We start from the raw sequence: 24569 nt of genomic DNA on the forward strand, positions 1-24569 counted from the left end.
TGGTTGCATGGTTAGTTGCATGAGTAATGAACCAGCCAACCAGTGTGGTGACTGGGGATGGTGGACGTGATGGAGGACGGTCGGCCGATCTTCCTCCAGATCGCGGAGCTGCTGGAGAACTCGATCCTGGACGGGACCCTCGCCGAGGAGGACCAGGTGCCCTCGACGAACGAGCTGGCCGCCTACCACCGGATCAACCCCGCGACCGCCGCCAAGGGGGTCAACAAGCTGGTCGACGACGGAACTCTCTACAAGAAGCGAGGAATCGGCATGTTCGTCTCCTCCGGCGCCCGAGCGAAGCTCCGCGGCCGGCGCCGCGACGAGTTCGCCCGGCAGTACGTCCGGCCGCTGCTGACCGAGGCGCGCAAGCTCGGCATCGAACCGGCCGAACTCAAGAGCATGATCGACACCTGGGAGGAGAGCCGATGAGCGCGGTCGTCAGCGTCACCGACCTGACCAAGCGGTATCAGGGGGTCACCGCCCTGGACCGGGTCAGCTTCTCGCTCGCCGAGCATCGGATCCACGGCCTGCTGGGGCGCAACGGGGCCGGCAAGACCACCCTGATGCAGATCCTCACCGCGCAGAACTTCGCCACCAGCGGCGAGGTGAGCGTCTTCGGGCAGCATCCGTACGAGAACGAGCAGGTGCTCTCCCGGATCTCCTTCATCAAGGAGAGCCAGACCTATCCGTCGAACCTGCGGGTCACGCACGTCCTGCGGGCGGCCCGCCTGGTGTATTCCGACTGGGACGAGGAGTTCGCGCAGCGACTCGTCGACGTGTTCCAGTTGCCGCTCGGGCGCAACGTCCGCAAGCTCTCCCGTGGCATGCTCTCCACGCTCGGCATCGTCGTCGGGCTCGCCTCGCGGGCCCCACTCACCTTCTTCGACGAGCCCTACCTGGGCCTGGACGCCGTGGCCCGGCAGCTCTTCTACGACCACCTGCTGGCCGACTACACCGAACATCCCCGCACCATCGTGCTGTCGACCCACCTCATCGACGAGGTCAGCGACCTGATCGAGCACGTCCTGCTGATCGATCAGGGCCGGCTGCTGCTCGACGTCGAGGCGGAGGCGCTGCGCGGCCAGGTGGTCACCGTCTCCGGCCCGGTCGCGGCGGTGGACGAGTTCGCCCGTACCGGCAGCGAACTGCACCGGGCCTCGCTCGGTGGCACGGCCCGGGCCACCGTACGCGGCGACTTCGGCCCGGCCGCGCACGACCGCGCCCGGTCCCTGGGCCTCGACCTCGAAGCGTCCTCGTTGCAGGACATCGTCGTACGCCTGACCACCTCGCACAACGGACGCGCGGCCGGTAGCGCCGCCGCGGCAGACAAGGAGGCTGTCCGATGAACCGCGCCCTGACCGTGGCCCGGCTCCAGTTCGTCGCCTGGCGCAGCGTGGTCGGCTGGCCGTGGGGGATCCTCGCGCTCAGCTTCCTCATCAACCTGGCCCTGTTCAGCGCGATGAACGAGGCCGACGACTTCGAGCCGACCACCGGTGGGCTGATGAGCATCTACGTGGTGATGTTCGTCGCCAGCGTCAACGCGATCACCCAGGACTTCCCGTTCGCGCTCGGGCTGGGTGTCTCACGCCGCAGCTTCTACCTCGGCAACGTGCTCAACTACCTCGGGCAGGCGATCAGCTACGCGGCAGTGCTCTACCTGCTGGCCGTGATCGAGGAGGCCACCGACGGGTGGGGCGTCAACCTGACCTTCTTCGGCATCCCCTTCCTGCTGGTGGACAATCCGGTGCTGCGGTTCCTCGGCTTCGCGATCCCGTTCCTGCTGCTCGGCTTCATCGGCATCGCCATCGCGCTGGTCTTCAAGCGCTGGGGCGTCAACGGCCTGCTGATGCTGAGCACCGTCGCGTTGGCCGGCATCGGTGGGCTCGTCGTGCTCGCCACCTGGCGGGGCTGGTGGTCGGCGATCGGCGGCTGGTTCGTCGACCAGCCCGGGTGGGCGCTACTGGTCGGCTGGCCGGCGCTGCTCACCCTGCTGCTCGCCGGCCTCAGCTACCTGACCATCCGACGCGCGACGCCCTGACCGTCGAGGTGTCGGCGTCCGAGACGGGTGGACGCCGGCACCTCGGCGCACCGTGGACGGGGGCGGCCCCTCCCGATCGGGGATCGGGAGGGGCCGCACGGTGCCGCCGGTGCCAGGTGAGGCCAGCGCCAGGTGTCGGTGACCCAGTGTCGGAAGCGACCGGTGAGCGTCCCTGAGCGCTACAGTCGGTGGCTTTCTATGCTCGACCCATGGAACTGCGGATCTTCACCGAACCTCAGCAGGGTGCCAGCTACGACGACCTGCTCGCCGTGGCCCGACGAGCCGAGGAGACCGGCTTCGGCGCCTTCTTCCGCTCGGACCACTACCTGAAGATGGGATCGGTAAGCGGCGAACCCGGCCCCACCGACGCTTGGACCACCCTGGCCGGACTGGCCCGGGACACCCGGTCCATCCGGCTCGGCACGCTGATGAGCGCCGCGACGTTCCGGCTGCCCGGCCCGCTCGCCATCACCGTCGCGCAGGTCGACCAGATGAGCGGCGGACGGGTCGAGCTGGGCATCGGCACCGGCTGGTACGACGCCGAGCACCAGGCGTACGGGATTCCGTTCCCGCCGCTGGGGGAGCGGTTCGACCGGCTGGACGAGCAGCTCGCAATCATCACCGGCCTGTGGCGCACCCCGTCGGGCGGGACGTTCGACTTCACCGGCCGCCACTACCAGGTGGTCGACTCGCCCGCGCTGCCCAAGCCGGTGCAGCGCCCACACCCGCCGATCCTGCTCGGTGGCAAGGGCGCGAAGCGTACGCCGCAACTCGCCGCCCGCTACGCCGACGAGTTCAACCTGCCGTTCGTCTCGATCGACGAGACGGTGGCCCAGTTCGAGCGGGTCCGCGCCGCCTGCGTCGACATCGGTCGCGATCCGGCCGAGCTGACCTGGTCCAACGCGCTGGTGCTCTGCTGCGGCAGGGACGACGCCGAGGTGGCGCGGCGGGCCGCGGCGATCGGTCGCGAACCGGACGAGCTGCGCGTCAACGGCCTCGCCGGCACACCCGCCGAGGTCGTCGACACCATCGGCCGGTACGCGGAGACCGGCAGCCAGCGCCTCTACCTCCAGGTCCTCGACCTGACCGACCTGGACCATCTGGACCTGGTCGCCACCGAGGTGATGCGGCAGCTCTGACCGGCCCGACGCGGGGCGGCCCTGGCACGGCGCAGGCGGCCCCGGCGCGGCGCGGCGCGGCGCGGTGCGGCTCCGGCGCGGCTCCGATTGCGGCAAGCCGGGGTATCAGCGGTGTCCGGAGACACCGGCATGCCGCAATCGGAGTCGATCTCGCCCAGCGGTCGCCCGCCTGACCGGGCAAGCCGGGGCGGCCTTGCGGGCCGGGCCAGCCGGGCCAGCCGGGGCGGCCCTGCGGGCGGGCCAGCCGGGTGCCGGGCAGGCGGCGCGTCAGACCCGGTGCTCCTCGCGCAGCACGGTGTCGAGCTGGCCGTCGCGGTCGCGGTCGAGGTAGGTGACGTCCGGCAGCCCGTCGCCGTCGAGGTCGAACTGCACCTGGTCGGCCACGCCGTCGCCGTCGAAGTCGGTGACCACCTGGACCGAACCGTCCATGTGCCGGGTCACGATCGACCGGGCGCCGGCCTCGACCCGAGGCGGCGGGCCGGGGGCGGGCGGCGGCTCCGGCACCGGCTCCGGGGTGGGGCTGGGCTGCGGATCGGGCTGGCTCGCCCACGGCCCGGCAGCGGACCAGGTGACCGGGGAGCCGTCGACGATGCCGGCGGGACCGGTGCCGGGCTCCACGCCGTTGCCGGCCGGGTCGATCTCCTCCTCGGAGGGGTACACGTCGCCACGAGGGGCGGGATCACGGTAGCTGCTCATCGGCGTAGGGTTCCCCGACGAGACCGGCGGTAACCGCCGGCGGGCAGAGGGGGTCGGAAGTGTCGACGCAGCGCAACTGGGCCGGCAACGTCGAGTACGCGGCCCGCGCGTACCACCGGCCGTCGTCGATCGACGAGCTGCGGGAGCTGGTCGCCGGCAGCGACCGGCTCCGGGCGGTGGGCAGCGGGCACTCCTTCAACCGGCTCGGCGACACCACCGGGGACCTGGTCACGCTGGCCGGGTTGCCGGGCACTCCACAGCTGGACGAGCGGCGTCGGGTGGTGCACGTGCCGGCCGCGCTGCGCTACGGCGACCTGGCCACCTGGCTGCACGAGCGGGGGTACGCGCTGGCCAACCTCGCCTCGCTGCCGCACATCTCGGTGGCCGGCGCGGTCGCCACCGGCACCCACGGCTCCGGCGAGACCGTCGGCAACCTGGCCACCGCCGTTGCCGGTCTGGAACTGGTCACCGCCGCCGGTGAGCTGCGCACCGTGGACCGCACCGACCCCGATTTCGCCGGCATGGTGGTCTCCCTCGGCGCGCTGGGCATCGTCACCCGGCTCACCCTCGACGTGGTGCCGACCTTCGAGATACGCCAGTACGTCCGCCTCGACCTGCCCCGCGAGGCGCTGGACGCGGCGCTCGCCTCGGCGTACAGCGTCAGTGTCTTCACCGACTGGCGCTCCACCCGCGGCACCCAGGTCTGGTGCAAGCAGCTCGCGGACCAGCCCGCGCCCCCGGCGGACTGGCTCGGCACCACGGCGGCCGACCGGCCCTGGCATCCGGTGCCCGGCATGCCGGTGGTCAACTGCACCGAGCAGCTCGGCGTGCCCGGTCCCTGGCACGAGCGGCTGCCGCACTTCCGGCTCGGCTTCACGCCGAGCAACGGCGACGAGTTGCAGTCCGAGTACCACCTGCCCCGCGCGGTGGCCGCCGACGCGCTCGCCGCGCTGGACCAGGTGGCGCACCTGATCGCCCCGGTCGCGCAGACCAGCGAGCTGCGTACCATCGCCGCCGACGAGCTGTGGCTCAGCCCGCAGTACGGCCGCGACAGCCTCGCGGTGCACTTCACCTGGATCGCCGACGCGGCGGCGGTGCGGCCGGTCCTCGCCGAGGTCGAGCGGGCGCTTGCCCCGTTCGCGCCCCGGCCGCACTGGGGCAAGGTCTTCACCATGCCGACCTCGACGATCGCCGCCACCTATCCCCGCTGGGCCGACTTCGCCGACCTGGTGGCCCGCCTCGACCCGGAGGGCACATTCCGCACCGAGGAACTCGACCACCTGCTGCCCCGCTGACGAGGATCGGCGTGGCGTGGCCTGGTGAACGTGCCCGAACACCGAACTAGGATGAGCCCATGAGCGCTGAGGCAGTCGGCATGCACATGCCCGCCGTCGTGACGCTCGACGACGTGGCGGCGATGAACGCCGCCGACGCGAACGGTCATCGTTACGAGACCAGCCCCGAGGGGGTCCTGTCGGTCATGCCGCCGCCCGACTCGGAGCACGCGACGATCGCGAGCCGACTGTTCGCCTGGCTGATCATGGCGGGCTGGCCGGCGGAACAGGTGCTCCAGGCGGTCGGCGTACGCATCCCTGGTCCGGACGGAAACGGTGGCCGGATCCCGGACCTCAGCGTCTGGCGCAAACCACCCCGGCGTGGCGTGTGGTCGGCGGTGGCGGACGTCGCACTCGTGATCGAGATCGTGTCGCCCGGCTCCGAGGCGATGGACTCGGTGACAAAGGTGCGCGAGTACGCCCTAGCCGGCATCCCCCGGTACTGGGTGGTGGACCGGGACGGCGCGCAGACGGTCACGTTGCACGAACTCGGCGGCGAAGGGCGGTACGTGGAGCAGGCCCGCATGCCGTTGGCCTGGCTGTTGCAGACCGCCCCGGCCGACCACCTCGACTGAGTCAGCGCAGTCGGCGGTCAGCGGCCGGTGGTGAGCTGGTCGCGCATGCTGCTGCGCTGCACGGCGCGGCTGATGTCGCTGGGGGAGACGATGCCGACCAGGCGGCCGTCGGTGACCACCAGCGCCCGGCCGTCGGCACAGTCGCTGAGCCGGGGCAGCAGGTCGGTAAGCGGCTCGTCGGGGGAGGCGAGCACCAGGTCGTCGGCGCGGCAGGCCACCGCCGCCAGGGTGGTGCTGCCCCGTTCGCCGGACGGCACGCCGCGTACCCGGTCGAGGGTGACCAGCCCGACGGGCCGGCCGTCCTCGATCAGCGGCAGCGCCGTGTGCCGGTACGCGAAGAGGTAGTTGTCCACGAAGTCGGCTACCGTCAGCTCGCCGGAGGCGGTCTGCGGCTGCGGGGTCATCACGTCGGCGACCCGGATGCCGCGCAGCGCGTCGCCCACCCGGGCCTGCCGCTCCTCCATGGTGGCCGCGCCGATCAGGAACCAGCCGATGAGGGCCAGCCACAGCCCGCCGACACCGGTGCCGGAGAGGAACCGCCACAACCCGAACCCGATGAGCGCCAGCCCGAGGACCCAGCCGGCCCGGGCCGCCACCACGGTGGCGCGGGTCCGGTCACCGGTGGCCTTCCACACCGCCGCCCGCAGCAGCCGACCGCCGTCCAGCGGTGCGGCGGGCAGGATGTTGAACACGGCCAGCAGCAGGTTGATGCCGCCGAGCCAGGCCATCACCCCCAGCAGCAACCCCTGCACCCCGGCCAGCGCGAGCAGCATCGCGATGGCACCGAAGAAGACGCCGATGATCAGGCTGACCAGCGGGCCGATCCCGGAGATGCGCAGCTCGGCGCCGGGGGAGCGGGCCTCGCCGCGCAGCTCGGCGACCCCGCCGAAGAGCCACAGGGTGATCCCCTGCACGCCCAGGCCGTTGCGCTTGGCCACCACCGCGTGGGACACCTCGTGGGCGAGCAGGCCGAGGAAGAAGACCACCGCGGCGGTCAGCCCGGCCAGCAGGTACGCGATCACGGACCGATCCGGGTACGACTCGGGGAACAGGTTTGCCGACAGCCCCCACCAGATCAGCGCGAAGATGACCAGGACACTCCAGTTGACCCCGACCGGTACGCCCACGATCCGGCCGAGCCGGAAACTCGCCCTCATGTCTCGGTCATACCCCCGTAGCCCGTTCCCATGCCAGGGCCGAGGGTCATCGGTTGATGCTGACGTCGGAGCAGGTCGGTCCCCAGCCGGGTCGGCTGCCCAGCTCGCGGCGGGCCAAAGCGGTGGCGCGCCAATTCGGAATCCTTCGGAATCACGATTCGTACGCCGACCTGCTGGCGATCCGGAGGTCGATCGTGTTTATCTCGCATTGCCCAATTCCATCCGGTGGGAGTGGGCGATCCGGTGTGCCGAGGCCGGAAAGGCGTAGTTCTGCTGGCTCCGTGACCTGGTAAGTGACGAAGTGGTGGGTGAGGTGCGATCCAACCCGGCCTCCGTGGCGACGGCGAGCGATCTCGTCCGGCAGACCTTCGAGGCGCGCTCCACCGCTCGGGTCGGCGGTTGCGTGGGGAGCGCTGGCGAATGAGCCCGCTCGTCTCGGTGGTGATTCCCACCTACAACCGCGCCGCCGAGTTGGCGCGCACCCTGTCCTCGCTCGCCGGGCAACGTACGCCGATCGACGATTTCGAGGTCGTCGTCGCCGACGACGGATCGTCGGACCAGACCGCCGAGGTGATCCGCGCCTTCGCGACCCGGCTCAACCTGCGCTACCACTATCAGGAGGATCAGGGCGCCCGCGCGGCTGAGGCACGCAACGCGGGGGCCCGCCTGGCGACCGCGCCCATCCTCGTGTTCCTGGACGCCGGCACGGTGGCAGGCCCCGACTTCGTCCGGGGACACCACGGGTTGCACACTGGCGCCGCCGGGGACGGCTCCGCGTCATCTGCCGTGATCGGCTACACCTACGGCTACCGGCCATTCGACCCGACACCCGGCCTGGCGGATGCGGTGGCGGCCCTGACGCCGGAGAAGGTGCGGGCGCGCTACGGCGACGATCCGAGCTTCCTGGACACCCGGCATCGTCAGTTCGCCATGGTCGACTTCGATGCCAATGCGCTGGCGCTGCCGTGGATCATGTTCTGGAGCATGAACATGTCAGTACACGCCGACGACTTCTGGCAGGTCGGGGCCTTCGACGAGGGCTATCGGGGCTGGGGAGTCGAGGATCTCGACCTCGGGCTGCGGTTGTACAAGCGCGGGACGCGCTTCGTGGTCGGCCGCGAGGCGTGGGCCATCGAGTACCCCCATCCTCGCAATCCGGCCGCCAACTCGGCCAGCGTCACCCGGAACGCGCTGCGGATGCTCGGCAAGTTCCCGGAGCCGGCCCTGGAGCTGAACTGGGCCTGGTTCGCCACGGGGGACTGGCTGGTCGAGGAGGACTCGCTGGACCTGCATCGGCGCTACCAGAGCCTGGTCGACTGGCAGCAGCAGTCCCGCGACCTGCGTGTTGACGGTGTCATCGACGCGGCCGTCCGCGGGATGCCGACCGGGTCGAGCGTCGCCGTGTTCGGATGCGGAGCCGCGGTGCCGGCGTCGCTGGCAACCGGGACCCTGGTCGACTTCGACGCGGAGGTGCTGGCAGAGGCGGCCCGTGACCGGCCGCACCAGACTCATCACGCGCTGGGCCTGCGTACCCCGATCCGGGACCAGTCGGTCGACCTGGTGGTCATCACGCCGAGGCTGCGCGGCATGTGGCACCGGTACGGCTCGCAGATCCTCGCCGAAGCGCACCGTGTCGGTAGGTCGGTGCGCGACTGTTCTCAGGATCGTCCCTCCGCAACCTCGTGATCGCTTCGCGCCGGCGTTGAAGACGGCGCACCAGGCCGCAGAGTCGGGCACGGCGTCCGGCATCAGCCGCACGCGCCGCCGTAGCCGCTGAACTGCGGCTGGTACGGGAAGACCGTGACAGCGGCATCGGCGATCACCTGGTTCAGTCGCTCGCGCGGAATCCCGCTCCACCCGGTGCCGCGGGTGACGAGCGCATATCCGCGCCCGCGTACTGCTGTCCCACCGCCCCGTCGAGGCCATTCGGACGCCAGTCGCCATCTCGACAGCGGCCGGATGAGGCTTCGCGGCGGTCGTCAGCCATAGTTCGAGGGTGGCGACCTCGACCGATGACAGCCAAGACCCGTACCTCTGGCTCGAAGACCTCGACGGCCCGCAGGCGGCGACGTGGGTCCGCGAGCGCAACACCGAGACTGTTGCGGCGCTGACCGGCGGCCCGGCGTTCGCCGCCCGGCAGGCCGAGATCCGGCAGGTGCTCGACGCGGACGACCGCATCCCGTACCCGGCCTGGCGCGGCGACGGCTTCTACTACGACCTGTGGCGCGACGCGACCCACCCGCGCGGGCTGTGGCGGCGTACCACGCTCGACCAGTACCGCCGACCGGAACCGGAGTGGGACGTCCTGCTCGACCTGGACGCGCTGGCCGAGCGGGAGGGCGAGAACTGGGTCTGGGGTGGTGCCGCGACCCTGCCGCCGCAGCATCGACGCTGCCTGGTCAGCCTGTCCCGGGGCGGCGCGGACGCGGTGGTGGTGCGCGAGTACGACCTGGCCGACCGGGCCTTCGTCGACGGCGGGTTCAGCGTCGCCGAGGCCAAGACCGGTGTCTGCTGGATCGACGCCGACCACGTCTGGATCGGCACCGACCTCGGCCCGGGTTCGCTCACCGACTCCGGGTATCCCCGCGTGGTGCGGCGTTGGCGGCGGGGCACGCCGCTCACCGACGCCGAGGTCGTCTACGAGGCGTCGAGTGTGGACGTCGGGGCGTACGGCTGGCGCGACCTGACGCCCGGCTTCGAACGCGACTTCGTCAGCCGCAGTCTCGACTTCTACCGTTCCGAGAGCTTCCTGCTGACCGGGGCAGGACAGCGGGTCCGGATCCCGGTGCCCGAGGACGCGGAATGGGGGGTGCACCGGGACTGGTTGCTGGTCCAGCCGCGTACGCCCTGGCGGGTGGGGGAGCTGACGCATCCGGCGGGGGCCCTGCTGGCGATCCGGTTCGCCGACCTCCTCACCGGCTCCCGGGATTTCGAGGTGCTGTTCCGGCCCGACGAGCACACGTCGCTCGGCGGCTCCGCCTGGACCCGCAACCACCTGATCCTGACCACCCTCACCGACGTCCGCAGCCGGCTGGAGGTGCTCACCCCCGGCGCGCACGGTTGGCGGCGCGAACCGCTGCCCGGGGTGCCGGTGGACGAGGAGGGCTGCCTCGTCGAGACCGACCCGGACCGCGACGACGCCTACCTGGTCGCCTCGGAGAGCTTCCTCCAACCGGCCACGCTGCGACTCGGGCAGGTCGGTGGCGGCGTCGAGACGCTGAAGCGGGCACCGGCGTTCTTCGCCACCGACAACCTGGCGGTACGCCAGTTCTTCGCCACCTCCGTCGACGGCACCCGGGTGCCGTACTTCGTGGTCGGAGACCCGGCCGCGCCCGCCGGGCCGACGCTGCTGCACGGGTACGGCGGCTTCGAGGTGTCTCTCACCCCCGGCTACGACGGCGTCGTCGGCCGGGGATGGCTCGCCCGCGGCGGCAGCTACGTGGTCGCGAACATCCGGGGCGGTGGCGAGTACGGCCCGCGATGGCACCGGGCCGCGCTGCGTGCGCACCGACCGAAGGCGTACGCGGACTTCGCGGCCGTGGCGACCGACCTGGTGACCCGGGGCATCACCACGCCGGCCATGCTGGGCATCGAGGGCGGCAGCAACGGCGGCCTGCTGATGGGGGCGATGCTGACCCGCTACCCGTCGCTGGTCGGCGCCGTGGTCGCGAACGTCCCGCTGCTGGACATGCGCCGCTACCACCGGCTGCTGGCCGGTGCTTCATGGCTGGCGGAGTACGGCGACCCGGACGTTCCGGAGGACTGGGCCTACCTGCGGGACTACTCGCCGTACCACAACGTGCGCGGCGGAGTACGGTACCCGCCGGTCCTGTTCGTCACCTCGACCCGCGACGACCGGGTGCATCCCGGGCACGCCCGCAAGATGACCGCCCGGCTGCGCGAGCACGGTCACGACGTGTCGTACTACGAGAACGTCGAGGGCGGGCACGGCGCGGCGGCCAACAACGAACAGCGCGCCTTCATCGAGGCGTTGTCGCTGGAGTTCCTCTGGCGACGGTTGGCCCCCGCACCCGACGTCGTGCCCGCCCGCGTCGCGTCCCCGGGTGTGACCCGGTGACCGGATCGCACTGTCATCGATCGAACACGAGGTCGATCAGGTCGGTGCTGCCGTGCCGCAGGGCACTCGGTCCGGTGCCGGTTTCGATCAGGGCTCGCCGACAACCATCGGCCTCGACGTAGATGTTCCCGGTCGGCGGGTGCAGTACCGCGAAGCGGCTGGCCGGCGAGTCGCAGGTGGCAGCCGGGGCAGTGGCTGTCAGTTCCCGCCTGATCGCGGCCCACGTCCGGCCCGGCAGAGTGCCGCCCGACTCGAACTCTCCGGCCGGCTTGCCGCCGCCCCGCTCGCTCACCGGCACCTGATAGACGCAGACGCGAACCTCGGCGTCGGCGGGGGGCAACGCGACCGGCGCGCTGCCCTGGCCGCCGCCGAACTCGCCCGTCACCCACACCATGTCGGCCCACTGCTGGGCACACCCGCTGGCCACGGCCTCGTCCGACTCCAGTTCGCGCAGCACCCGGGTGGCGACCCGCTCGGTCCGCAGCTGGTCGTAGGCGGCGCGAAACTCCTGACGCGGCTTTCCGCAGGCGTCGGTCGGCACACCAGGGTTGATCCACCGGCCCCGCGCGTCCAGTAGCGCCAGCCACGGCACGAACGGCAGGTCTGCGGTGCACGGGCCGTCCGTCCGCTCGGCGTCCGGCAGCCGTAGTGCCGCCACCAGCGTGGTCACATCGTCGGCCCGCTCCTCGACGGCAACCAGCTCCGATCCGCCAGCGGGTCGCGGCTGCGGCCCACTGCGGCAGATGACTGCCGCCACCGGCACGAAATCGTCACCGAGCAGCGGAGCCGCGAGCGTACCCTGGCTGCCGACCGGGTCGCCACCGTCGGCTCCGGCGGCGGCACACGACTCCCAGGCGAGATGCACGTCGACCGGCCCGGAGGATCGTTGTGGACCGGCCGGCGCGTCACCGACCGGCACCGCCTCGGCGCAGCCGGCGACCAGCACCGCCAGGCATGCGAGTGACGCTGCTGCCCGCCCGATCATCACGACCCCCCGTGCTCGCCGACACCGTCACCTACTCAGACGACCATCCACCGCTCTGGGTTGCACGACCCGCCAGCTCGCTGTCGCCCCATCCCACCTCCAACGCCGCCACGCGGGCCGTCAGGACGGCTGGTCCTGCCTGACGGCGTCGTGCTGTTGAGCCGCGAGCGGACGGTCCGGTAGCAGCAGCAGAACGGCCAGCGCTAGGTTGCCGCCGAGCGCGATCACGTTGCCGACCTGGTCCGCTGGTGGGTAGACCTGCAAGTGCAGGGAGTGCCAGAGAAAGTGCACCGCAGTGAAGATCAGCCAGGCGCCGCCGGCCATCCGCAGCGCGGACGGCGTCGGTCGCCGCCAAGCCATCACGCTGAGCACGAGCAACGCCAGGTACAGGGCACCGACGTCGCGGGTCAAATGCTCGTTGTACGGCCCGAGCGCGGAGACCCAGTTTCGCCCCGGCCAGGGAAAATCGGTGTAGAACGACTGGGGGTAGGCGGCCGCCCACACGCCGACGACCGCAGCCGTCACAGCGAGCAGCCCGACGATCGCACGCTTGCTCTTGATGCTCATACCTGCACGACGACTCGGACCGCCACTTCGTGACGAGCGCCGAGGTGCAACGAGTCACGCTCCGGCCGTGAGCGTCAAAGTCTGTCGCGGTAGTTACCGACGATCTTGGCGGAGCCGGTGAGCATCCCGGACGAGTCGTGCACGAGGCCGCGGGCGGTGGACAGCGCGGTGTCCACAGCCCCGACGACCTCTGGTCGCCCGCCGGCCAGGACCGCATTGAGGGCGCTCTGGCTGGCCCACATGGTCCGGTGAATCTTGGCGAGCTGCCGCGACGCCCGGTCGAGTTGCCCCACCACGTTGTCAAGCCCGCCGATCACCTGCCCGGCGATGCTGGCTGAGCCTCCTCGCGGCCGTGGTGTGTTAAGGCTTCCGGCTACGCCATTGCTGCCTCTTCTTCGGAGTCGTCCTCGGTGAGGTGCACTCGCTGCTGTGGCAGCCTCTCTCTGGTCGCGCCGCTCACGAAGGTGGTCAAGGCCGGCCACCACGATCGCCTTGCCCTGCGAGCCGACCATGCCACCGATGATCGCTCCGCCGGTCGAGGCGACGGCAGGGGATACAGGCACCCCATACTTGGCGCCCGCGAGACCGACCAGCATGCCGACGCCGGCCCCGCCCCACTCGACCATCTTGCCGAGCGCTTCCTTGGCGCTCTCGTACTTCAACCGCCGCGCGAACGGCCGCTCCTTTTTCTGCTCCCTGCGTCGCTTACGTCCGTATTTCATGTCGTGATGACAGGGTCCAGGAATGCGCAACCTGTGGTGACCATCAGCGGAAGGTTCAGGGCAGTGTCCCGAGCGACCTCGTGCGGGGTTAGGCCGAGCACGTCCTCACCCTCCTCCCGTTCCTCCGACTCGTCTGCGTAGTAGATGCATGCCTCCCAGACGTTCGGATGTAGGAAGGCATACGACCACTGCGAGTAGACCTGCACTGGCACGGCGACCTTGGGTTGGCCGGCGTGGCCGATGCGGTGGAGGTGGGGCTCCTCGGGGGTGGAGCCGAGCCCTTCTCCGAGGGGGAGGAGTTTGTGGCGGCGGAAGACTGGTTCGAGGTCGCCGTCGGTGTCGAACTCCACGAGCAGGCCACGGGCGATCAGGCTGTCGACCAGGCGGGTAGCCTGGGGCTCCGGATTTGGGGCGGTTTCCAGCAGCCGGATCAGCGACTCGCGGTTGACTTCGAGCTTGGCGTGGCGCTCCGCGTCAACGTACGCCGCCGCCCAGACCGCCGCCTCGGTCTCGGTCAACTCGATGAGGTCGTCGCCGAGGTGAATCTCGTAGCACTCGGGGATCGGGTCCGGTGGGCGGACATAGCGGTATCGAGGGCCCATGGACAGGCCAACGGGGATGATGACGCGTGGCATGGGTACCTCTCGGGTGTCAGAAGCCGGCGGCGTATCGCTGGGTCGTCTCGACCGCGCCGTTCGCGAGCTGCGAAGCCTCGTTGAGCTTGGCCTTGACCTGTTCGATCTGGCTGATCGCCTGGCCGACCGCAGGGTGACTCGTCCCGGCGGTGACGGCCTGCAACAGCGCGAGGCTCTGCTCCAGCGAGTCGTGCACCGCGCGAAGCTGGACGACGCTCTGCTGCGTCTGCTGGCCGAACCGGTTGATGCCGGCCTTGATCTCCTCAATCGACGCCACCGCGACGGCTCCTCCCCGTGAGCATCGAGCATGTTCGCAGCGACCGTACCGGATCATGCACGTTCCGTCAGCACTCGGTCGCTGATCGGTCATACGGACCTAGATACTTCCGTCTGCCATCAAGTTCTCGGGCTTTTGGACCGGTGCCGGAGGTTCGGCCGTGATCCGGCTACTGGCCGGGTCGGGTGCCGGGCGTCTCCTGCTTCACACCGGAGACGAAGGCGGCCCATGCCGCCGGATGGAACGCGAGGACCGGGCCAGAGGGATCCTTGCTGTCCCGTAGCCCGACGACGCCGATCAGGTTGTCGGCGACCTCCACGCACTCGCCGCCGTTGTTGCTGCGGGTGGACTTTCGCCAGGTGGCGCCGGTCAGGTCAAGCACGGGAGTACTCCTCTGCGATCTGGCGGATCAGGCTCTTTGACCGGGCCTCGTCGAGGGCGTGCCCCGTCATGTCGGCCCAGATCGTGTTGTAGGCGGCGGTCTCATGCGGCTTGTCGAGGTAGATCGCTCCGGTCGCTGATTCCAGGTAGGTCACTGGCGGCTCCACGTCCTTACCGGAGTTGTCCGTGGGGAAGTTGATGATCGAGAAAGCTCCGGACATAGCACCAGCGTGCAGCCCTGCCGAAAATGGCAGCACGCGAACGGTTACGTTGGGTAGTTCCATTGCCTTCAAGATCTGGTCAAGTTGTTCGATCATGACAGCGCCACCGCCGACCGGGCGACGTAGTACGGCTTCGTTCAGTATCACGCTCAGTTGCGGAGGTGCGAAACGGGTGAGAAGCGCCTGGCGGTCAATCCGTAGTTGGATGGCACGCTCTCGCTCCTCATCGGCTCGCGGGTCGATCGCGCCGCCAGGCATCTCGAACACCTGTGTGGCATAGGCGCGGGTCTGGAGGAGTCCCGGAACCAGTTCGGGCCGGTAGTGACGGATGCTCGTCGCTGCTTCTTCGAGTCCGATGTAGAGCTGGAACCAGCGGGGCAGGCCGGAGCCGATGTAGTCGTGCCACCAGTTCTTGTTCTCGCGGGTGGCGGCGGTCATCGCCAGCAGCAGCTCGGCATCCTCGGTGGACGCACCGTAGAGGTTCAGCATCTCCTTGACGTCGGCGGCCCGAAAGCGGACGTTCTCCGCGCCGTTCTCGATCCGGTGCAGGGTCGCGCGTGCCCGGTCCAGATCCTCGGCGGCCTGCTCCATGGTGAGCCCGGCCGCCCTGCGGAGGGCTTCCAGTTTCCGGCCGATCTGGCGTCGCAGCATCGTCGTTCCGCTTACTGCCTGTGACACTCGTGCCTCCGCTGTCGTGGCCATTGTCGACGTGCCTCTGTGTGATTAAACAGCCACGATGTATCAAAAACAATAGACATTTCACAGGGAGTGTTCCTTGGCAAGACAAAGCCGATCAGAAGTCGTTCGTTAGACGTTGCATTTCAATCAAGCCGGTGCTTCACTCTCTCCACGGCCACTGTGGAACCGCTGCTCAGGGTCATGTCTGCCCTGTTGCCGTACTGCCGATGGGGGCTGCGGTGGCAGGTGCCGGCGGGTCCGTCGGCGCGCGGCGGGCCGATGGACCCGCCATCCACACCGCCAACGCGAACGAGAGCGAGGTCTGCCATGCGCATTTCACTCCGGCGGCGAGCCGGCCGGCACAGCAATCAGCGCGGCGAGCGGTACGACAGCGGCACCTGTTACCGGGCGGCGACCTACCGGCCGTTGCGCCCGTGGCAGGTGCGGGAACGGCGGTTCCGGTTGGGTCGGCGCGGCTACGACCCGGTGGAGGTGACCGAGTTCCTCGACCGGGTGGCCGGTGACCTGGAGGCGGCGTACCGGCAGGTGGCGGTGGCCGACCGGGAGGCGGCCCAGGTGAGGGAGGCGTTGCGGCGGTGGCAGTCCGAGCAGGCCCAGGCGCGGCAGGCACGCCTCAACCAGCCAAGCCTCAACCAGCCAAGCCTCAACCAGCCAAGCCTCAACCAGGCAAGCGTGAACCAGGCTGAGCCTCACCAGCGGCCGGCGAATCAGGGACGGCATCGGTGAACGGGCGGTGGGTGGTACACCTGCCGGTGACCGCGTCCGACCTGCTCGCGGCGCAGCGGCTGGCCCGGGTGGTGGCCCGGTGGGCGTCGGTGCTGCCGCAGGCCGACCCGGGGGAGACCACCGTGTCGGTCGAGGACGAGCAGGGCGTACGCCATCGGGTCTTCTGTGACCTGCGGCTGCCGGCCGGCGGGCGGTGCCTGCTGCGGGCCGACCACGACGGTGCGTGCGCCCGGCGGCTGGGTGGCAGGCGATGAGCATGACCATCGACTGTGACGAGTGCTCGGGGCTGGGCTTCCAGGTGCGGCGGTGCCAGTGCGCCTCCGGCGGTGACCGGATTCTCGTCGAGGGGGACCGGTATCGCGACGAGACGTACTCCGGATGTCAGGTCTGCGGCGGTGACGGCAGCGTGGCGCAGCCGTGCCATCGGTGTGGGCAAGGTGGGCGGCGGCGGGCGCAGCTCGTGGTGACCGTGGTCAACCTGGACACCGGTGCGGCGGCGTCGCGGCGGCTGGTGCCGGGCGGGTCGCTGCCGCCGGTCGACGCCGAACGGGTGTGGCGGGCCGGTCCGGTGGTCGCCGAGTTGGCCGACACGGTCGGGGTGCGCGGGCTGCGTCCGCGTTGGGGTGGGCGAGATCCGGACGACCTGCTGGGCTGGTTCCCGAAGGCGTGGCGGCCCGACCTGCCGGAGCGGCAGCGGTGGGCGATGGAGGCGGCGGCCCTCGTCGGGCAGGACTTCGACCCGTGGCGGGTCTACGTGGGACGCGGTGGCGAGCTGCCGCCGCCGCCCGATCCGGGGCGCGAGTTGGCCCGGCTCTGTGGTCTGGCGGATCTGCTGCGCCTCGACCTGGTGGTGGACGCCCGTCGTCGGCACGACTGGCTGACCTGGCAGATCCGCTACGAGCTGCCCGGCTCGGCGGTGCCGGACGAGAATCGGGCCAGCGGTCCGGCCGACCTGGCCTCGGCGGTCGCCGGCACCACGGTCGTCGGCGCTCTGGACGGGCTGGACGAGCGGGGGCGGCACGCGCCCGCGTACACGGTGCGGCCGGTGCCGGCGGTCGGCGTACCTCAAGCGGTCGACCTTGACCGGCTCACCCGGAAGATGCTCGCGGACCTGGCCGGCGACGCGCCCGGGGCACAGGCGATCTGGCGCGACGGCGATTGGTGGCACACCCCGCTGCGCCCGGCCGGCAGCGTCGAGGAACTACACGAGCGGGACACCGGCCAGATCGTCCGGTATGTGCGGGAGGCCGTGCGGCGTGACCGGGAGCCGCCCGACCCGGCCTGGTGGGGCGAGCCGATCGGGCACCGGCCCTGCCCGGACTGTCGGCCCGGCACCCGGCTGCGCCGGTGCCACTGCCGCATCGGTACGTCCGGTGCCGACGCGAACTGCGGGCGCTGCTCCGGGGCCGGCTTCGCCCCGTCGGGTCTGGCCTGCTTCACCTGCCGCGACGGCGGTCGGATCCCGGCGGCGCTGACGGTGACCGTCGCCGACCTGCGGCGGGTGCGGCACGAGACGTGGCGGCCGGTGCCGGGGGAGCCGGCTCCGGTGGTCGGCCATCAACCCAACGGCACGCCGGTGTGCCAGTTGGGCGCGCACTGGCGGCTGGCCCGGCACGCCGGCACCTTTGGGGTACGTCCGGTCGACCTGACCCTGCTCGGCCAGGAGAGCACCGTCGACCAGGACCTGCTCGACGGTACGGTGACCGTCTTCGACCCCGCCGTCGAGCCGGCCCGCCGGCATGTCGAGCGGATCGGCGCGGGGCTGCCCGGGGCGCGGCTGTTCGTGCTGGCCGCCGTGCCGGACGCGCCGCCGCTGACCGACCTGCTGCGGCTCGCCCACGCCCTCGACCTGGCCGCCGTGCTCACCTACTGCGATCACCGGCTCGACGTGGGCGATCCGACGAAGATCCAGGGTGAGCGGTGGGACGTGCGACTGCTGGCCCGGGACGCCGAGGTGGGGGCGGAGTTCCCGTTCTGTGCCAGCGTCGAACTGGCCGTGGCCCGCTGCGTGGCACACCTCGACAGTCACCTGCTCGCCGCCGTGCCCCGGGAGCCGGATCGACCGGTGCCCGCGCCGCAGGCGACACCGTCACCTCCGGTGCCGGACCCGGCTCCGCTGCTGCGCCAGGTCGGCCGGCACTACGTCGGGCAGGCGGTGGTGGCGTCGTTCGACCGAGCGGGTTGTCGGCTCTGGCTGGCCGAGGGCGCTTGCGTCCAGCCGCTCGCCCGGGCCGCCACGCTCGGCGACGCGGTGTCCGCCCTGCGGTTGTGAGTCAGCGGATGGTCCACCGGCGGTTTCCCGACCACGGGCTCAGGCGGTGGCGGGTGGGGCCGGCAGTTCGTCGATGACCACCACCGGCGTGCCCGGACGTAGTTTCTCCAGCAGCAGGCGCTGCCCGCTGGCGGTCAGCCGGATGCAGCCGTTCGTGGTCTGCTGGCCCAGCTCGCCGTCGTGGTACCAGGTGTGGATGCCGATGTGGGCACCGCGCAGCCCGGCCGGTACCGAGTCCAGATCGTCGGGGATCGAGCCGAGGGCGTAGATGTCCACCCCGCCGTAGACCGACTCCGGCGGTGGGGTGCGGCCCAGCACGAAGGTCCGGCCGAGCGGGGTCTCCTGGCCGCGTTGACCGAGGCTGATCCGCCAGGATCGTTGCGCGGTGCCGTCGCGGTACCAGGTCAGTCGGAACGGGGTCCGTTCCACCACGATCTGGTCGCGCAGTGCCACCGTGCGGAAGCCGCCGGGTGGTAGCCAGGCCAGTTTGCGGTTGGCCGAGGGGAGCAGCACCGCCGTCCAGCCGGACTCCCGGCGGGCGATCGGCACGGTCAGCTCCACCTCGCTGATCGTCGGCATCAGGAACGCCAGCGGCTGGCCACCGGGCGCGTCGTACGCCGCGATCCTGCGGGTCGGATGCAGGCCGCGGGTCAGCGGTGCGGCGTCCAGGGCGTCCGGGTCGTCGGGAAAACCGGCCGGAGCCGGGTCATAGTCGATCTCCGGCAGCCCGTTCGGTGCCGGTGCGGCGGGCAGCACCCGCTCGGCGTCGGCGGACGGCGGAACCTCCGCCGTCGGCAGCACCGTGTCACCGGTGGGCCCGGCGACCGGCACCGCCCCGGGCGTCGGCGTCAGCGCCCACCCCGTGTACGCGGCCCCACCCATCAGCACCGCCACGCCCACCCCGACGGCGACCCCCCGCCGCCCCCGCGACCCCAGAACCCCCAAAAACCCCATGAACCCATCCTATCCCCCAAACCACCCAAACTCCCCCCGAACACCTGAGCGTGATCATGAGGTTATTGCCCTTTTTGATCTCTAATCCGGGCAATAACCTCATGATCAACGGCGCGAGAGGCGAGGGCGCGAGAGGTGGGGGGTGGTTAGGGGAGGCGGGCGTTTTGGTGGAGGGCTAGGGCGTCGTGGGCGGGGATGTTGGCGGCGAACCAGCCGTTGGCGTCGACGGTGATGACCGGGCCGGAGCAGGTGCCGTTGGTGAAGGTGCCGTGGATGACGTCGCAGTAGCGGCCGGCGGGCAGCCCTGTGTAGTAGGAGCGGCCGTTGATCGCGGAGCCCTCGTCGTTGATGGTGAGGTAGCCCCGGCCGGTGCGGCTGAAGGCGATGTGGTTGTTGCCGTTGTCGTACCAGTTGCTGACCCCGGCACCCTCGGTGGCGTTGCGGAAGCCGACCATGTTCGCGATGACCGGCCAGCGGTGCTCGCACTCCCAGCCGGAGTAGCAGACCGTGTTGAGCGTCTTGTTGCTGCCGTCCGAGGGCGGGCCGGCGTCGCGGCTGCTGAAGGTGTAGCTCGACATCACCGTCGGGGAGCCGTACGGCCAGGCCAGCATGAACGCGTTCGCCAGCGCGTAGATCCCTCGGTCGCGGTAGGTGAGCACCCCGCCGTCGTCGCGCTGGGTGTCGTGGTTGTCCACGAAGACCGAGGACACCCCGCTGGGCAGGTGGCCCCAGCCCTCGCCGAAGTTGCGCAGGTACGCCAGCCGCTCGGAGCGGAAGACCCGGGCCAGATCCTTGCCGTAGCGGAACTCGTGCACGTCACCGTTGCCGGTGTACTCGTTCGGCGTGATCGGCTCGCCCGCGCCGTAGATGACCTCCTGCACGATGTAGGCCGAGCGGTTGAGTCGGCTGCGGATGTTGGCGATGTCGGCCGCCGGCATGTGCTTGCTGGCGTCCAGCCGGAATCCGTCGACCCCGAGCGACAGCAGGTCGTTGAGGTACGCGGCCAGCCGGGAGCGGACGTAGTCGGACTCGGTCTTCAGGTCGGAGAGGTTGACCAGCTCGCAGTTCTGCACCTCGTAGCGGTCGTTGTAGTTGACGATGTCGTTGTTGCCGTTGCGTCCGCAGTAGTGGAAGTCCTGCGCCTGGTAGATGCCGGGGTAGACGTGGTGCTGGTAGGACGAGCCGGCCCAGCCGGTGCCGCCGCCCGTCTGGCCGGACATGTGGTTGACGACCGCGTCGACGATCACCTTCACGCCGGCCGCGTGGCAGGTGTCGACCATGGACTTGAACTGTGCGCGGGTGCCCTTGCGGGACTCGATCCGGTAGCTGACCGGCTGGTAGGCCACCCACCACTGATTGCCGCGTACGTGCTCCTGCGGTGGTGACACCTGGACGTAGCCGTAGCCCTTCGGTCCCAGGGTGCTGCCGCACTCGCTGGCGACCGATGGCCAGTTCCATTCGAAGAGGTTGGCGATGACCTTCTTGCCGCCGCTCGGGGCGGCGACGGCCTGGGGCGTGGTCACCACGCCAGGGGCGAGGAGGCCGGCGATCACGGCGAGGGCGACGATCGCCGGGCGGAGTCGACGTCGATGCATCGGGTGCTCCAGAGGTGCCGGGGGACGGGGGAGGCGGTGCGGGTTGCCCGGATCTTGCAATCAGGGCTGAAAATTTCGGAAAGATTACAAGCTGATTTCAATGTCTGTCAATGGACTGCCCGGGACGACCGGCGGCGGGCCAATACAACGCGCCGGGCGGCGGGGCGGTTCGACAACTCGCCGAGATTTTTTCTTACGACACTGATCCGACCGGAGCCGCGCTGCGTACTGGAGTGGGGAACAGGGTCGGCCGGCGGTGCGCCGCCGCGAGACGATCGAGGAGCAGATGGTCCGGGCTACGCAGAACGAGAAGGCAGCTGCCGTACGTACCAGCAGCAGCAGTCGAGGGATCCGCGTCCGGTCCCGCGGCCAGATCATGGCGCTCTCCGCGTCCGGGCTCGCCGCGCTGTGGGCGTTGACGATGCTCACCGGCGCGGGCCAGCAGATGTACGCGATGGGCTTCTTCTTCACCGAGTTCTTCGCCGGCGTGATCGCGCTTGTCGCGCTGAGCCTCACGGTGATGATGGGGCTGCTCGCCACCGACCGGCTGGTGCTGCTCATCCGGCACCGGGTGCTGATGCAGTCCGCGCACCGGGCCACCGGCATCCTCGGCGTGGCCGGGCTGGCCTTCCACGTCATCACGAAGATCGCCAGCGGTCGGGCGGGAGTGACCGACGCCGCCGTGCCGTTCGTCGGTGGCCGGGGCCTCTACATCGGGCTGGGCACCATCGCCGCGCTGCTCATGGTGGGTGTGCTCTGGACCGGCATCATCCGGGCCCGGTTCGCCGACGTCGGCCCGAAGTGGGTGTGGCGTGCCCTGCACTCCATGGCGTACGTCTCCTGGCCGTTCGCCATCTTCCACGGTCTGCTCGCCGGCCGTCCGCCCGCCACCTGGGTGGGCCTGAGCTACTTCGCCTGCGTACTGCTGGTGGTGATCGCCCTGATGGTCCGCCTTTCGGTCACCCTGCAACGGCGAAGCCGCGAGCAGCAGCAGGCCGCGGTGCTGAACGAGGTCATGAGCGGCGCCAAGTCCACCGAGGAGACCCGGGGCAAGTCCCTGCTCGGCACCCTCACCGGCCGGCGGGAAGAGGCCGACGACGGTCGGGAGAAGCGGATCCGCCGCGACACCAGCTGGGCCGACAGCACCTCCGGGACCTGGGCCAGCCCCACCATCCGGCGCAACGACCCGGAACGGTTCACCGTGCCGGTGGTCCCCGAGCCCGGCACGCTGCGCGAACCGGTCCGATCCGGCCGGGACCGCCGCGAGGAGGAGTTCGAGCCGGTCGTCCGGCGTGCCTCGCGCCGCGAGGAGGAGGAACTGGAGCGGGTCGTGCGCCGCGAGACCGAGGCGCTGGAGCCGGTGGCGCGTCGGCGCCGCGATGCCGAGCCCCGGCGTTCCGCCCGCCGTGACGAGGAACTGGAGACCACCGCGCGGCGCGCCGCCCGGGTGGAGGAGGACCTGGAGCCGGTGACCCGCCGGTCGCGGCGCGACGAGGAACCGAGCGGCCGCCGGTCACGGCGCGAGGTGGAGCGGGAGCCGGTAGGCCGTCGTGCGGCCCGTCGCGACGAGGACCTGGTGGAGTACGAGGAGCCGGTGCGACGCCGCCGCCGCGACTCCGACGACGAGGAGGAGTACGGCCGTTCCCGCCGGTCCCGGACCGACAGCCGGTACTCGGCCCCGCCGCAGCGCGTGGTGGACGAGCCGGAGGAGCCGTGGGACAGCCCCCGGCGGTGGGAGTCGAACGCCCCCGTTTCGGTCGACCCGATCTCCGGTGCGCCGATCTCCGCCGCGCCGCGCAGCGGCGGTGGACGGCACAGCGCCGAGAGCGACCTGCCGGCGGCGGAGACCGACTACTGGCGCCCGCCGGCCCGGTACGCCCCGGAGGACGAGGTGGCCGACGACGACACCCCCACCCTGGTCGACCTCGCCTCCCGGCGGGCCCGCCGAGCCTCCTCGGCGGAGAGTCGGCGCCGTCGTCGGGCGGATCCGGATTCGGTGGACGGCGCGTACTGGGCCGGGCTGCGGGGTGAGGCCAAGTGACGACGCGGACCACCGTTCCTCCGGTGGCCGCCGTGGGGGAGCCCCGGCTCACCGCGGGGTTCGCCGAGTTCGGCCGGCTCGACCTGCGTGCCCACGAGATGGTGCACGGCCCGATCAGCCCGATGGAGCCGTCCAACCTGCTGCGGCTGGCCGAGGGCATCCAGCTCAAGGGCAAGGGCGGGGCCGGTTTCCCGTTCGCGCGCAAGCTGCGGGCGGTGTTGGAGTCCTGTGAACGCCAGGATCTGCCGCCCGTGGTGGTGGTAAACGCCACCGAGGGCGAGCCGGCGAGTTGGAAGGACAAGGTGCTGCTCACCCGGGCACCGCACCTGATCCTCGACGGTGCCGCGCTCGCCGCGTTCGCGCTTGACGCCGAGGAGATCGTGCTCTGTGTGGCCGACGACATGGTGGGCCGGGACTCCCTGATGGAGGCCCTGGACGAGCGTCGGATGCCGGTACCGACGAGCGTCGTGACGGTGCCGCACCGGTTCATCAGCGGTGAGGGCGGCGCGCTGGTGAACGGGATCAACGGGCTGCCGCACATTCCACCCGGCACCAAGAAGCGTTCCAGTGACTCCGGCGTCGGCGGGCTGCCGACCCTGCTGTCGAACGCCGAGACGTACGCCCAGGTGGCGGTCGCCGCCCGACTCGGCCCGTACGAGTACGCGGCGCTCGGCACCGACGACGAACCCGGCACGGTGCTGCTCAGCGTCACCGGCGCGGCCAAACGCCACGCGGTGGTCGAGTGTGCGGCCGGCACCCCGTTGGCCGAGATCCTCGAACTGTGCGAGGTGCCGGACGGCCCCGGCATCCTGATGGGCGGCTACCACGGGAAATGGATCACCCGGGAGGCGGCCGAGCAGGCCGAGGTCTCCCGCAAGGGCCTCGCCGCGGTCGGTGGCACCCTCGGCGCCGGCATCATCGTCCCGCTCGCCGACGACACCTGCCCGCTCGGCGAGGCGGCGCAGGTGGTGCGCTACCTGGCCGGAGAGTCCGCCGGGCAGTGCGGACCGTGCAAGCGTGGGCTGCCGGACCTGGCCCGCGCCGTCGACCTGGCGGTTTCCGGCAGCGCCCCGGTGGAGGTCGTCCGGGCCGCCGCCGGCGACGTCAAGGGCCGTGGCGCGTGCAGCCACCCCGACGGTACGTCCCGGTTCGCGCTCTCGGCGATGGAGGTCTTCGCCGACGACCTGAAGAAGCACACCACCGGCGAGGGCTGCGGTCGGCGGGTCAAGGGCCTGATGGGCCTGCCCGGCGCTCCGGACCCCGACCCGCAGAAGCTGGTCCTGGACTGGTCCCGGTGTGACGGGCACGGCCTCTGCGCCCACGTGGTGCCGGACTTCATCCGGCTCGACCAGAACGGATACCCCGCCTTCCCGCCCACTCCCGTACCGACCTGGCTGCGGGAGGGCGCGGTGAAGGCGGTGAAGGTCTGCCCGGCACTGGCGTTGCGGCTGACCCAGGCCTGAGCCCGCCGACCGTG

The 24569-nt window shown here is 70.9% G+C and carries 23 protein-coding genes and 1 pseudogene; 13 read left to right on the plus strand and 11 right to left on the minus strand.

Annotated elements, in window-relative coordinates:
• The first annotated feature begins 57 nt into the window (after positions 1-57).
• The 4 genes from KBX00_RS13500 (at position 58) to KBX00_RS13515 (ending at position 3177) form a co-directional block, all read left to right on the plus strand.
• On the plus strand, positions 58-429 hold the full coding sequence (locus KBX00_RS13500) for a GntR family transcriptional regulator (protein ID WP_301547884.1): 372 nt from the start codon (positions 58-60) through the stop codon (positions 427-429).
• Positions 426-1346, plus strand: coding sequence for an ABC transporter ATP-binding protein (locus KBX00_RS13505; protein ID WP_210826788.1), 921 nt, complete (start codon positions 426-428; stop codon positions 1344-1346). Before KBX00_RS13500 ends, KBX00_RS13505 begins: the two co-directional genes overlap by 4 nt.
• Positions 1343-2038: an ABC transporter permease gene (locus KBX00_RS13510; RefSeq protein ID WP_210826789.1), complete on the plus strand. Its 696-nt coding sequence runs from the start codon at positions 1343-1345 to the stop codon at positions 2036-2038. The genes KBX00_RS13505 and KBX00_RS13510 overlap by 4 nt, the downstream gene beginning before the upstream one ends.
• A gap of 209 nt (positions 2039-2247) precedes the next feature.
• Positions 2248-3177, plus strand: a complete 930-nt coding sequence (locus KBX00_RS13515; protein ID WP_210826790.1) for an LLM class F420-dependent oxidoreductase — start codon at positions 2248-2250, stop codon at positions 3175-3177.
• Between the two features lie 267 nt (positions 3178-3444).
• Here KBX00_RS13515 and KBX00_RS13520 read toward each other — a convergent pair whose 3' ends face one another.
• Entirely contained in the window at positions 3445-3873 is a 429-nt protein-coding gene (locus tag KBX00_RS13520; RefSeq protein WP_210826792.1) for a hypothetical protein, read from the minus strand.
• A gap of 59 nt (positions 3874-3932) precedes the next feature.
• Here KBX00_RS13520 and KBX00_RS13525 point away from each other — a divergent pair, with 59 nt between their 5' ends.
• Together KBX00_RS13525 and KBX00_RS13530 are read left to right on the plus strand one after the other, a co-directional pair.
• Positions 3933-5168 (plus strand): D-arabinono-1,4-lactone oxidase, encoded by a 1236-nt coding sequence (locus KBX00_RS13525; RefSeq protein ID WP_210826794.1) that lies wholly within the window; start codon positions 3933-3935, stop codon positions 5166-5168.
• A gap of 59 nt (positions 5169-5227) precedes the next feature.
• The gene (locus KBX00_RS13530; protein WP_210826797.1) at positions 5228-5782 is read left to right on the plus strand and encodes a Uma2 family endonuclease; all 555 of its coding nucleotides are present in this window, start codon (positions 5228-5230) and stop codon (positions 5780-5782) included.
• Positions 5783-5799: 17 nt separating this feature from the next.
• Here KBX00_RS13530 and KBX00_RS13535 read toward each other — a convergent pair whose 3' ends face one another.
• Entirely contained in the window at positions 5800-6939 is a 1140-nt protein-coding gene (locus KBX00_RS13535; RefSeq protein WP_210826799.1) for a site-2 protease family protein, read from the minus strand.
• Positions 6940-7359: 420 nt separating this feature from the next.
• Between KBX00_RS13535 and KBX00_RS13540 the strand changes: the two genes are divergently transcribed.
• Together KBX00_RS13540 and KBX00_RS29670 are read left to right on the plus strand one after the other, a co-directional pair.
• Positions 7360-8625 carry a glycosyltransferase gene (locus tag KBX00_RS13540; protein ID WP_210826800.1) on the plus strand — a complete coding sequence of 422 codons (1266 nt, stop codon included), beginning with the start codon at positions 7360-7362 and terminating at the stop codon, positions 8623-8625.
• A 310-nt stretch (positions 8626-8935) separates the two neighbouring features.
• Positions 8936-11017, plus strand: a complete 2082-nt coding sequence (locus tag KBX00_RS29670) for a prolyl oligopeptidase family protein (protein ID WP_210826802.1) — start codon at positions 8936-8938, stop codon at positions 11015-11017.
• Between the two features lie 13 nt (positions 11018-11030).
• On the opposite strand, the gene KBX00_RS13550 is transcribed toward KBX00_RS29670, so the two are convergent.
• The 7 genes from KBX00_RS13550 to KBX00_RS13580 form a co-directional block, all read right to left on the minus strand.
• Complete coding sequence (locus KBX00_RS13550; RefSeq protein ID WP_210826804.1) at positions 11031-12002, minus strand: hypothetical protein; 972 nt, start codon at positions 12000-12002, stop codon at positions 11031-11033.
• A gap of 120 nt (positions 12003-12122) precedes the next feature.
• Complete coding sequence (locus KBX00_RS13555) at positions 12123-12569, minus strand: hypothetical protein (protein WP_210826805.1); 447 nt, start codon at positions 12567-12569, stop codon at positions 12123-12125.
• A 74-nt stretch (positions 12570-12643) separates the two neighbouring features.
• Positions 12644-13291, minus strand: coding sequence for a hypothetical protein (locus tag KBX00_RS13560; RefSeq protein ID WP_210826806.1), 648 nt, complete (start codon positions 13289-13291; stop codon positions 12644-12646).
• Positions 13288-13926 (minus strand): hypothetical protein, encoded by a 639-nt coding sequence (locus KBX00_RS13565; protein WP_210826807.1) that lies wholly within the window; start codon positions 13924-13926, stop codon positions 13288-13290. The genes KBX00_RS13560 and KBX00_RS13565 overlap by 4 nt, the downstream gene beginning before the upstream one ends.
• Before the next feature lie 16 nt (positions 13927-13942).
• Positions 13943-14203 (minus strand): hypothetical protein, encoded by a 261-nt coding sequence (locus KBX00_RS13570; RefSeq protein WP_210826809.1) that lies wholly within the window; start codon positions 14201-14203, stop codon positions 13943-13945.
• Positions 14204-14372: 169 nt separating this feature from the next.
• Entirely contained in the window at positions 14373-14585 is a 213-nt protein-coding gene (locus KBX00_RS13575) for a DUF397 domain-containing protein (protein WP_210826811.1), read from the minus strand.
• Positions 14578-15456: a helix-turn-helix transcriptional regulator gene (locus KBX00_RS13580; RefSeq protein WP_210826813.1), complete on the minus strand. Its 879-nt coding sequence runs from the start codon at positions 15454-15456 to the stop codon at positions 14578-14580. The genes KBX00_RS13575 and KBX00_RS13580 overlap by 8 nt, the downstream gene beginning before the upstream one ends.
• Before the next feature lie 354 nt (positions 15457-15810).
• Between KBX00_RS13580 and KBX00_RS29295 the strand changes: the two are divergent.
• The 3 genes and pseudogenes from KBX00_RS29295 to KBX00_RS13595 form a co-directional block, all read left to right on the plus strand.
• Positions 15811-16110 (plus strand): annotated as a pseudogene (locus KBX00_RS29295) (DivIVA domain-containing protein); the annotation flags it as partial.
• A gap of 116 nt (positions 16111-16226) precedes the next feature.
• Positions 16227-16484, plus strand: a complete 258-nt coding sequence (locus KBX00_RS13590) for a hypothetical protein (protein ID WP_210826816.1) — start codon at positions 16227-16229, stop codon at positions 16482-16484.
• On the plus strand, positions 16481-18502 hold the full coding sequence (locus KBX00_RS13595; RefSeq protein WP_210826818.1) for a hypothetical protein: 2022 nt from the start codon (positions 16481-16483) through the stop codon (positions 18500-18502). The genes KBX00_RS13590 and KBX00_RS13595 overlap by 4 nt, the downstream gene beginning before the upstream one ends.
• 39 nt (positions 18503-18541) lie before the next feature.
• Here the strand turns inward: KBX00_RS13595 and KBX00_RS13600 are convergent, their stop codons facing one another.
• Positions 18542-19456, minus strand: coding sequence for a L,D-transpeptidase family protein (locus KBX00_RS13600; protein WP_301547885.1), 915 nt, complete (start codon positions 19454-19456; stop codon positions 18542-18544).
• A 146-nt stretch (positions 19457-19602) separates the two neighbouring features.
• Positions 19603-21051: an alpha-amylase family protein gene (locus KBX00_RS13605; RefSeq protein ID WP_210826821.1), complete on the minus strand. Its 1449-nt coding sequence runs from the start codon at positions 21049-21051 to the stop codon at positions 19603-19605.
• A gap of 256 nt (positions 21052-21307) precedes the next feature.
• On the opposite strand from KBX00_RS13605, the gene KBX00_RS13610 reads away from it, so the two are divergent.
• Both KBX00_RS13610 and KBX00_RS13615 read left to right on the plus strand, forming a co-directional pair.
• Positions 21308-23092 carry a ferric reductase-like transmembrane domain-containing protein gene (locus KBX00_RS13610; protein WP_307868599.1) on the plus strand — a complete coding sequence of 595 codons (1785 nt, stop codon included), beginning with the start codon at positions 21308-21310 and terminating at the stop codon, positions 23090-23092.
• On the plus strand, positions 23089-24555 hold the full coding sequence (locus tag KBX00_RS13615; RefSeq protein ID WP_210826822.1) for an NADH-quinone oxidoreductase subunit NuoF family protein: 1467 nt from the start codon (positions 23089-23091) through the stop codon (positions 24553-24555). The genes KBX00_RS13610 and KBX00_RS13615 overlap by 4 nt, the downstream gene beginning before the upstream one ends.
• Positions 24556-24569: the final 14 nt, after the last annotated feature.

It is taken from the genome of Micromonospora sp. C95 (assembly GCF_018070465.1).
Taxonomy (GTDB): Bacteria; Actinomycetota; Actinomycetes; order Mycobacteriales; family Micromonosporaceae; genus Micromonospora.

Coding starts and splice junctions, on each gene's coding strand:
- KBX00_RS13500 (WP_301547884.1), top strand. CDS start 58: ATGGTGGACGTGATGGAGGACGGTCGGCCGATCTTCCTCCAGATCGCG.
- KBX00_RS13505 (WP_210826788.1), top strand. CDS start 426: ATGAGCGCGGTCGTCAGCGTCACCGACCTGACCAAGCGGTATCAGGGG.
- KBX00_RS13510 (WP_210826789.1), top strand. CDS start 1,343: ATGAACCGCGCCCTGACCGTGGCCCGGCTCCAGTTCGTCGCCTGGCGC.
- KBX00_RS13515 (WP_210826790.1), top strand. CDS start 2,248: ATGGAACTGCGGATCTTCACCGAACCTCAGCAGGGTGCCAGCTACGAC.
- KBX00_RS13520 (WP_210826792.1), bottom strand. CDS start 3,873: ATGAGCAGCTACCGTGATCCCGCCCCTCGTGGCGACGTGTACCCCTCC.
- KBX00_RS13530 (WP_210826797.1), top strand. CDS start 5,228: ATGAGCGCTGAGGCAGTCGGCATGCACATGCCCGCCGTCGTGACGCTC.
- KBX00_RS13535 (WP_210826799.1), bottom strand. CDS start 6,939: ATGAGGGCGAGTTTCCGGCTCGGCCGGATCGTGGGCGTACCGGTCGGG.
- KBX00_RS13540 (WP_210826800.1), top strand. CDS start 7,360: ATGAGCCCGCTCGTCTCGGTGGTGATTCCCACCTACAACCGCGCCGCC.
- KBX00_RS13550 (WP_210826804.1), bottom strand. CDS start 12,002: ATGATCGGGCGGGCAGCAGCGTCACTCGCATGCCTGGCGGTGCTGGTC.
- KBX00_RS13555 (WP_210826805.1), bottom strand. CDS start 12,569: ATGAGCATCAAGAGCAAGCGTGCGATCGTCGGGCTGCTCGCTGTGACG.
- KBX00_RS13560 (WP_210826806.1), bottom strand. CDS start 13,291: ATGAAATACGGACGTAAGCGACGCAGGGAGCAGAAAAAGGAGCGGCCG.
- KBX00_RS13565 (WP_210826807.1), bottom strand. CDS start 13,926: ATGCCACGCGTCATCATCCCCGTTGGCCTGTCCATGGGCCCTCGATAC.
- KBX00_RS13580 (WP_210826813.1), bottom strand. CDS start 15,456: ATGCTGCGACGCCAGATCGGCCGGAAACTGGAAGCCCTCCGCAGGGCG.
- KBX00_RS13595 (WP_210826818.1), top strand. CDS start 16,481: ATGAGCATGACCATCGACTGTGACGAGTGCTCGGGGCTGGGCTTCCAG.
- KBX00_RS13600 (WP_301547885.1), bottom strand. CDS start 19,456: ATGGGGTTTTTGGGGGTTCTGGGGTCGCGGGGGCGGCGGGGGGTCGCC.
- KBX00_RS13605 (WP_210826821.1), bottom strand. CDS start 21,051: ATGCATCGACGTCGACTCCGCCCGGCGATCGTCGCCCTCGCCGTGATC.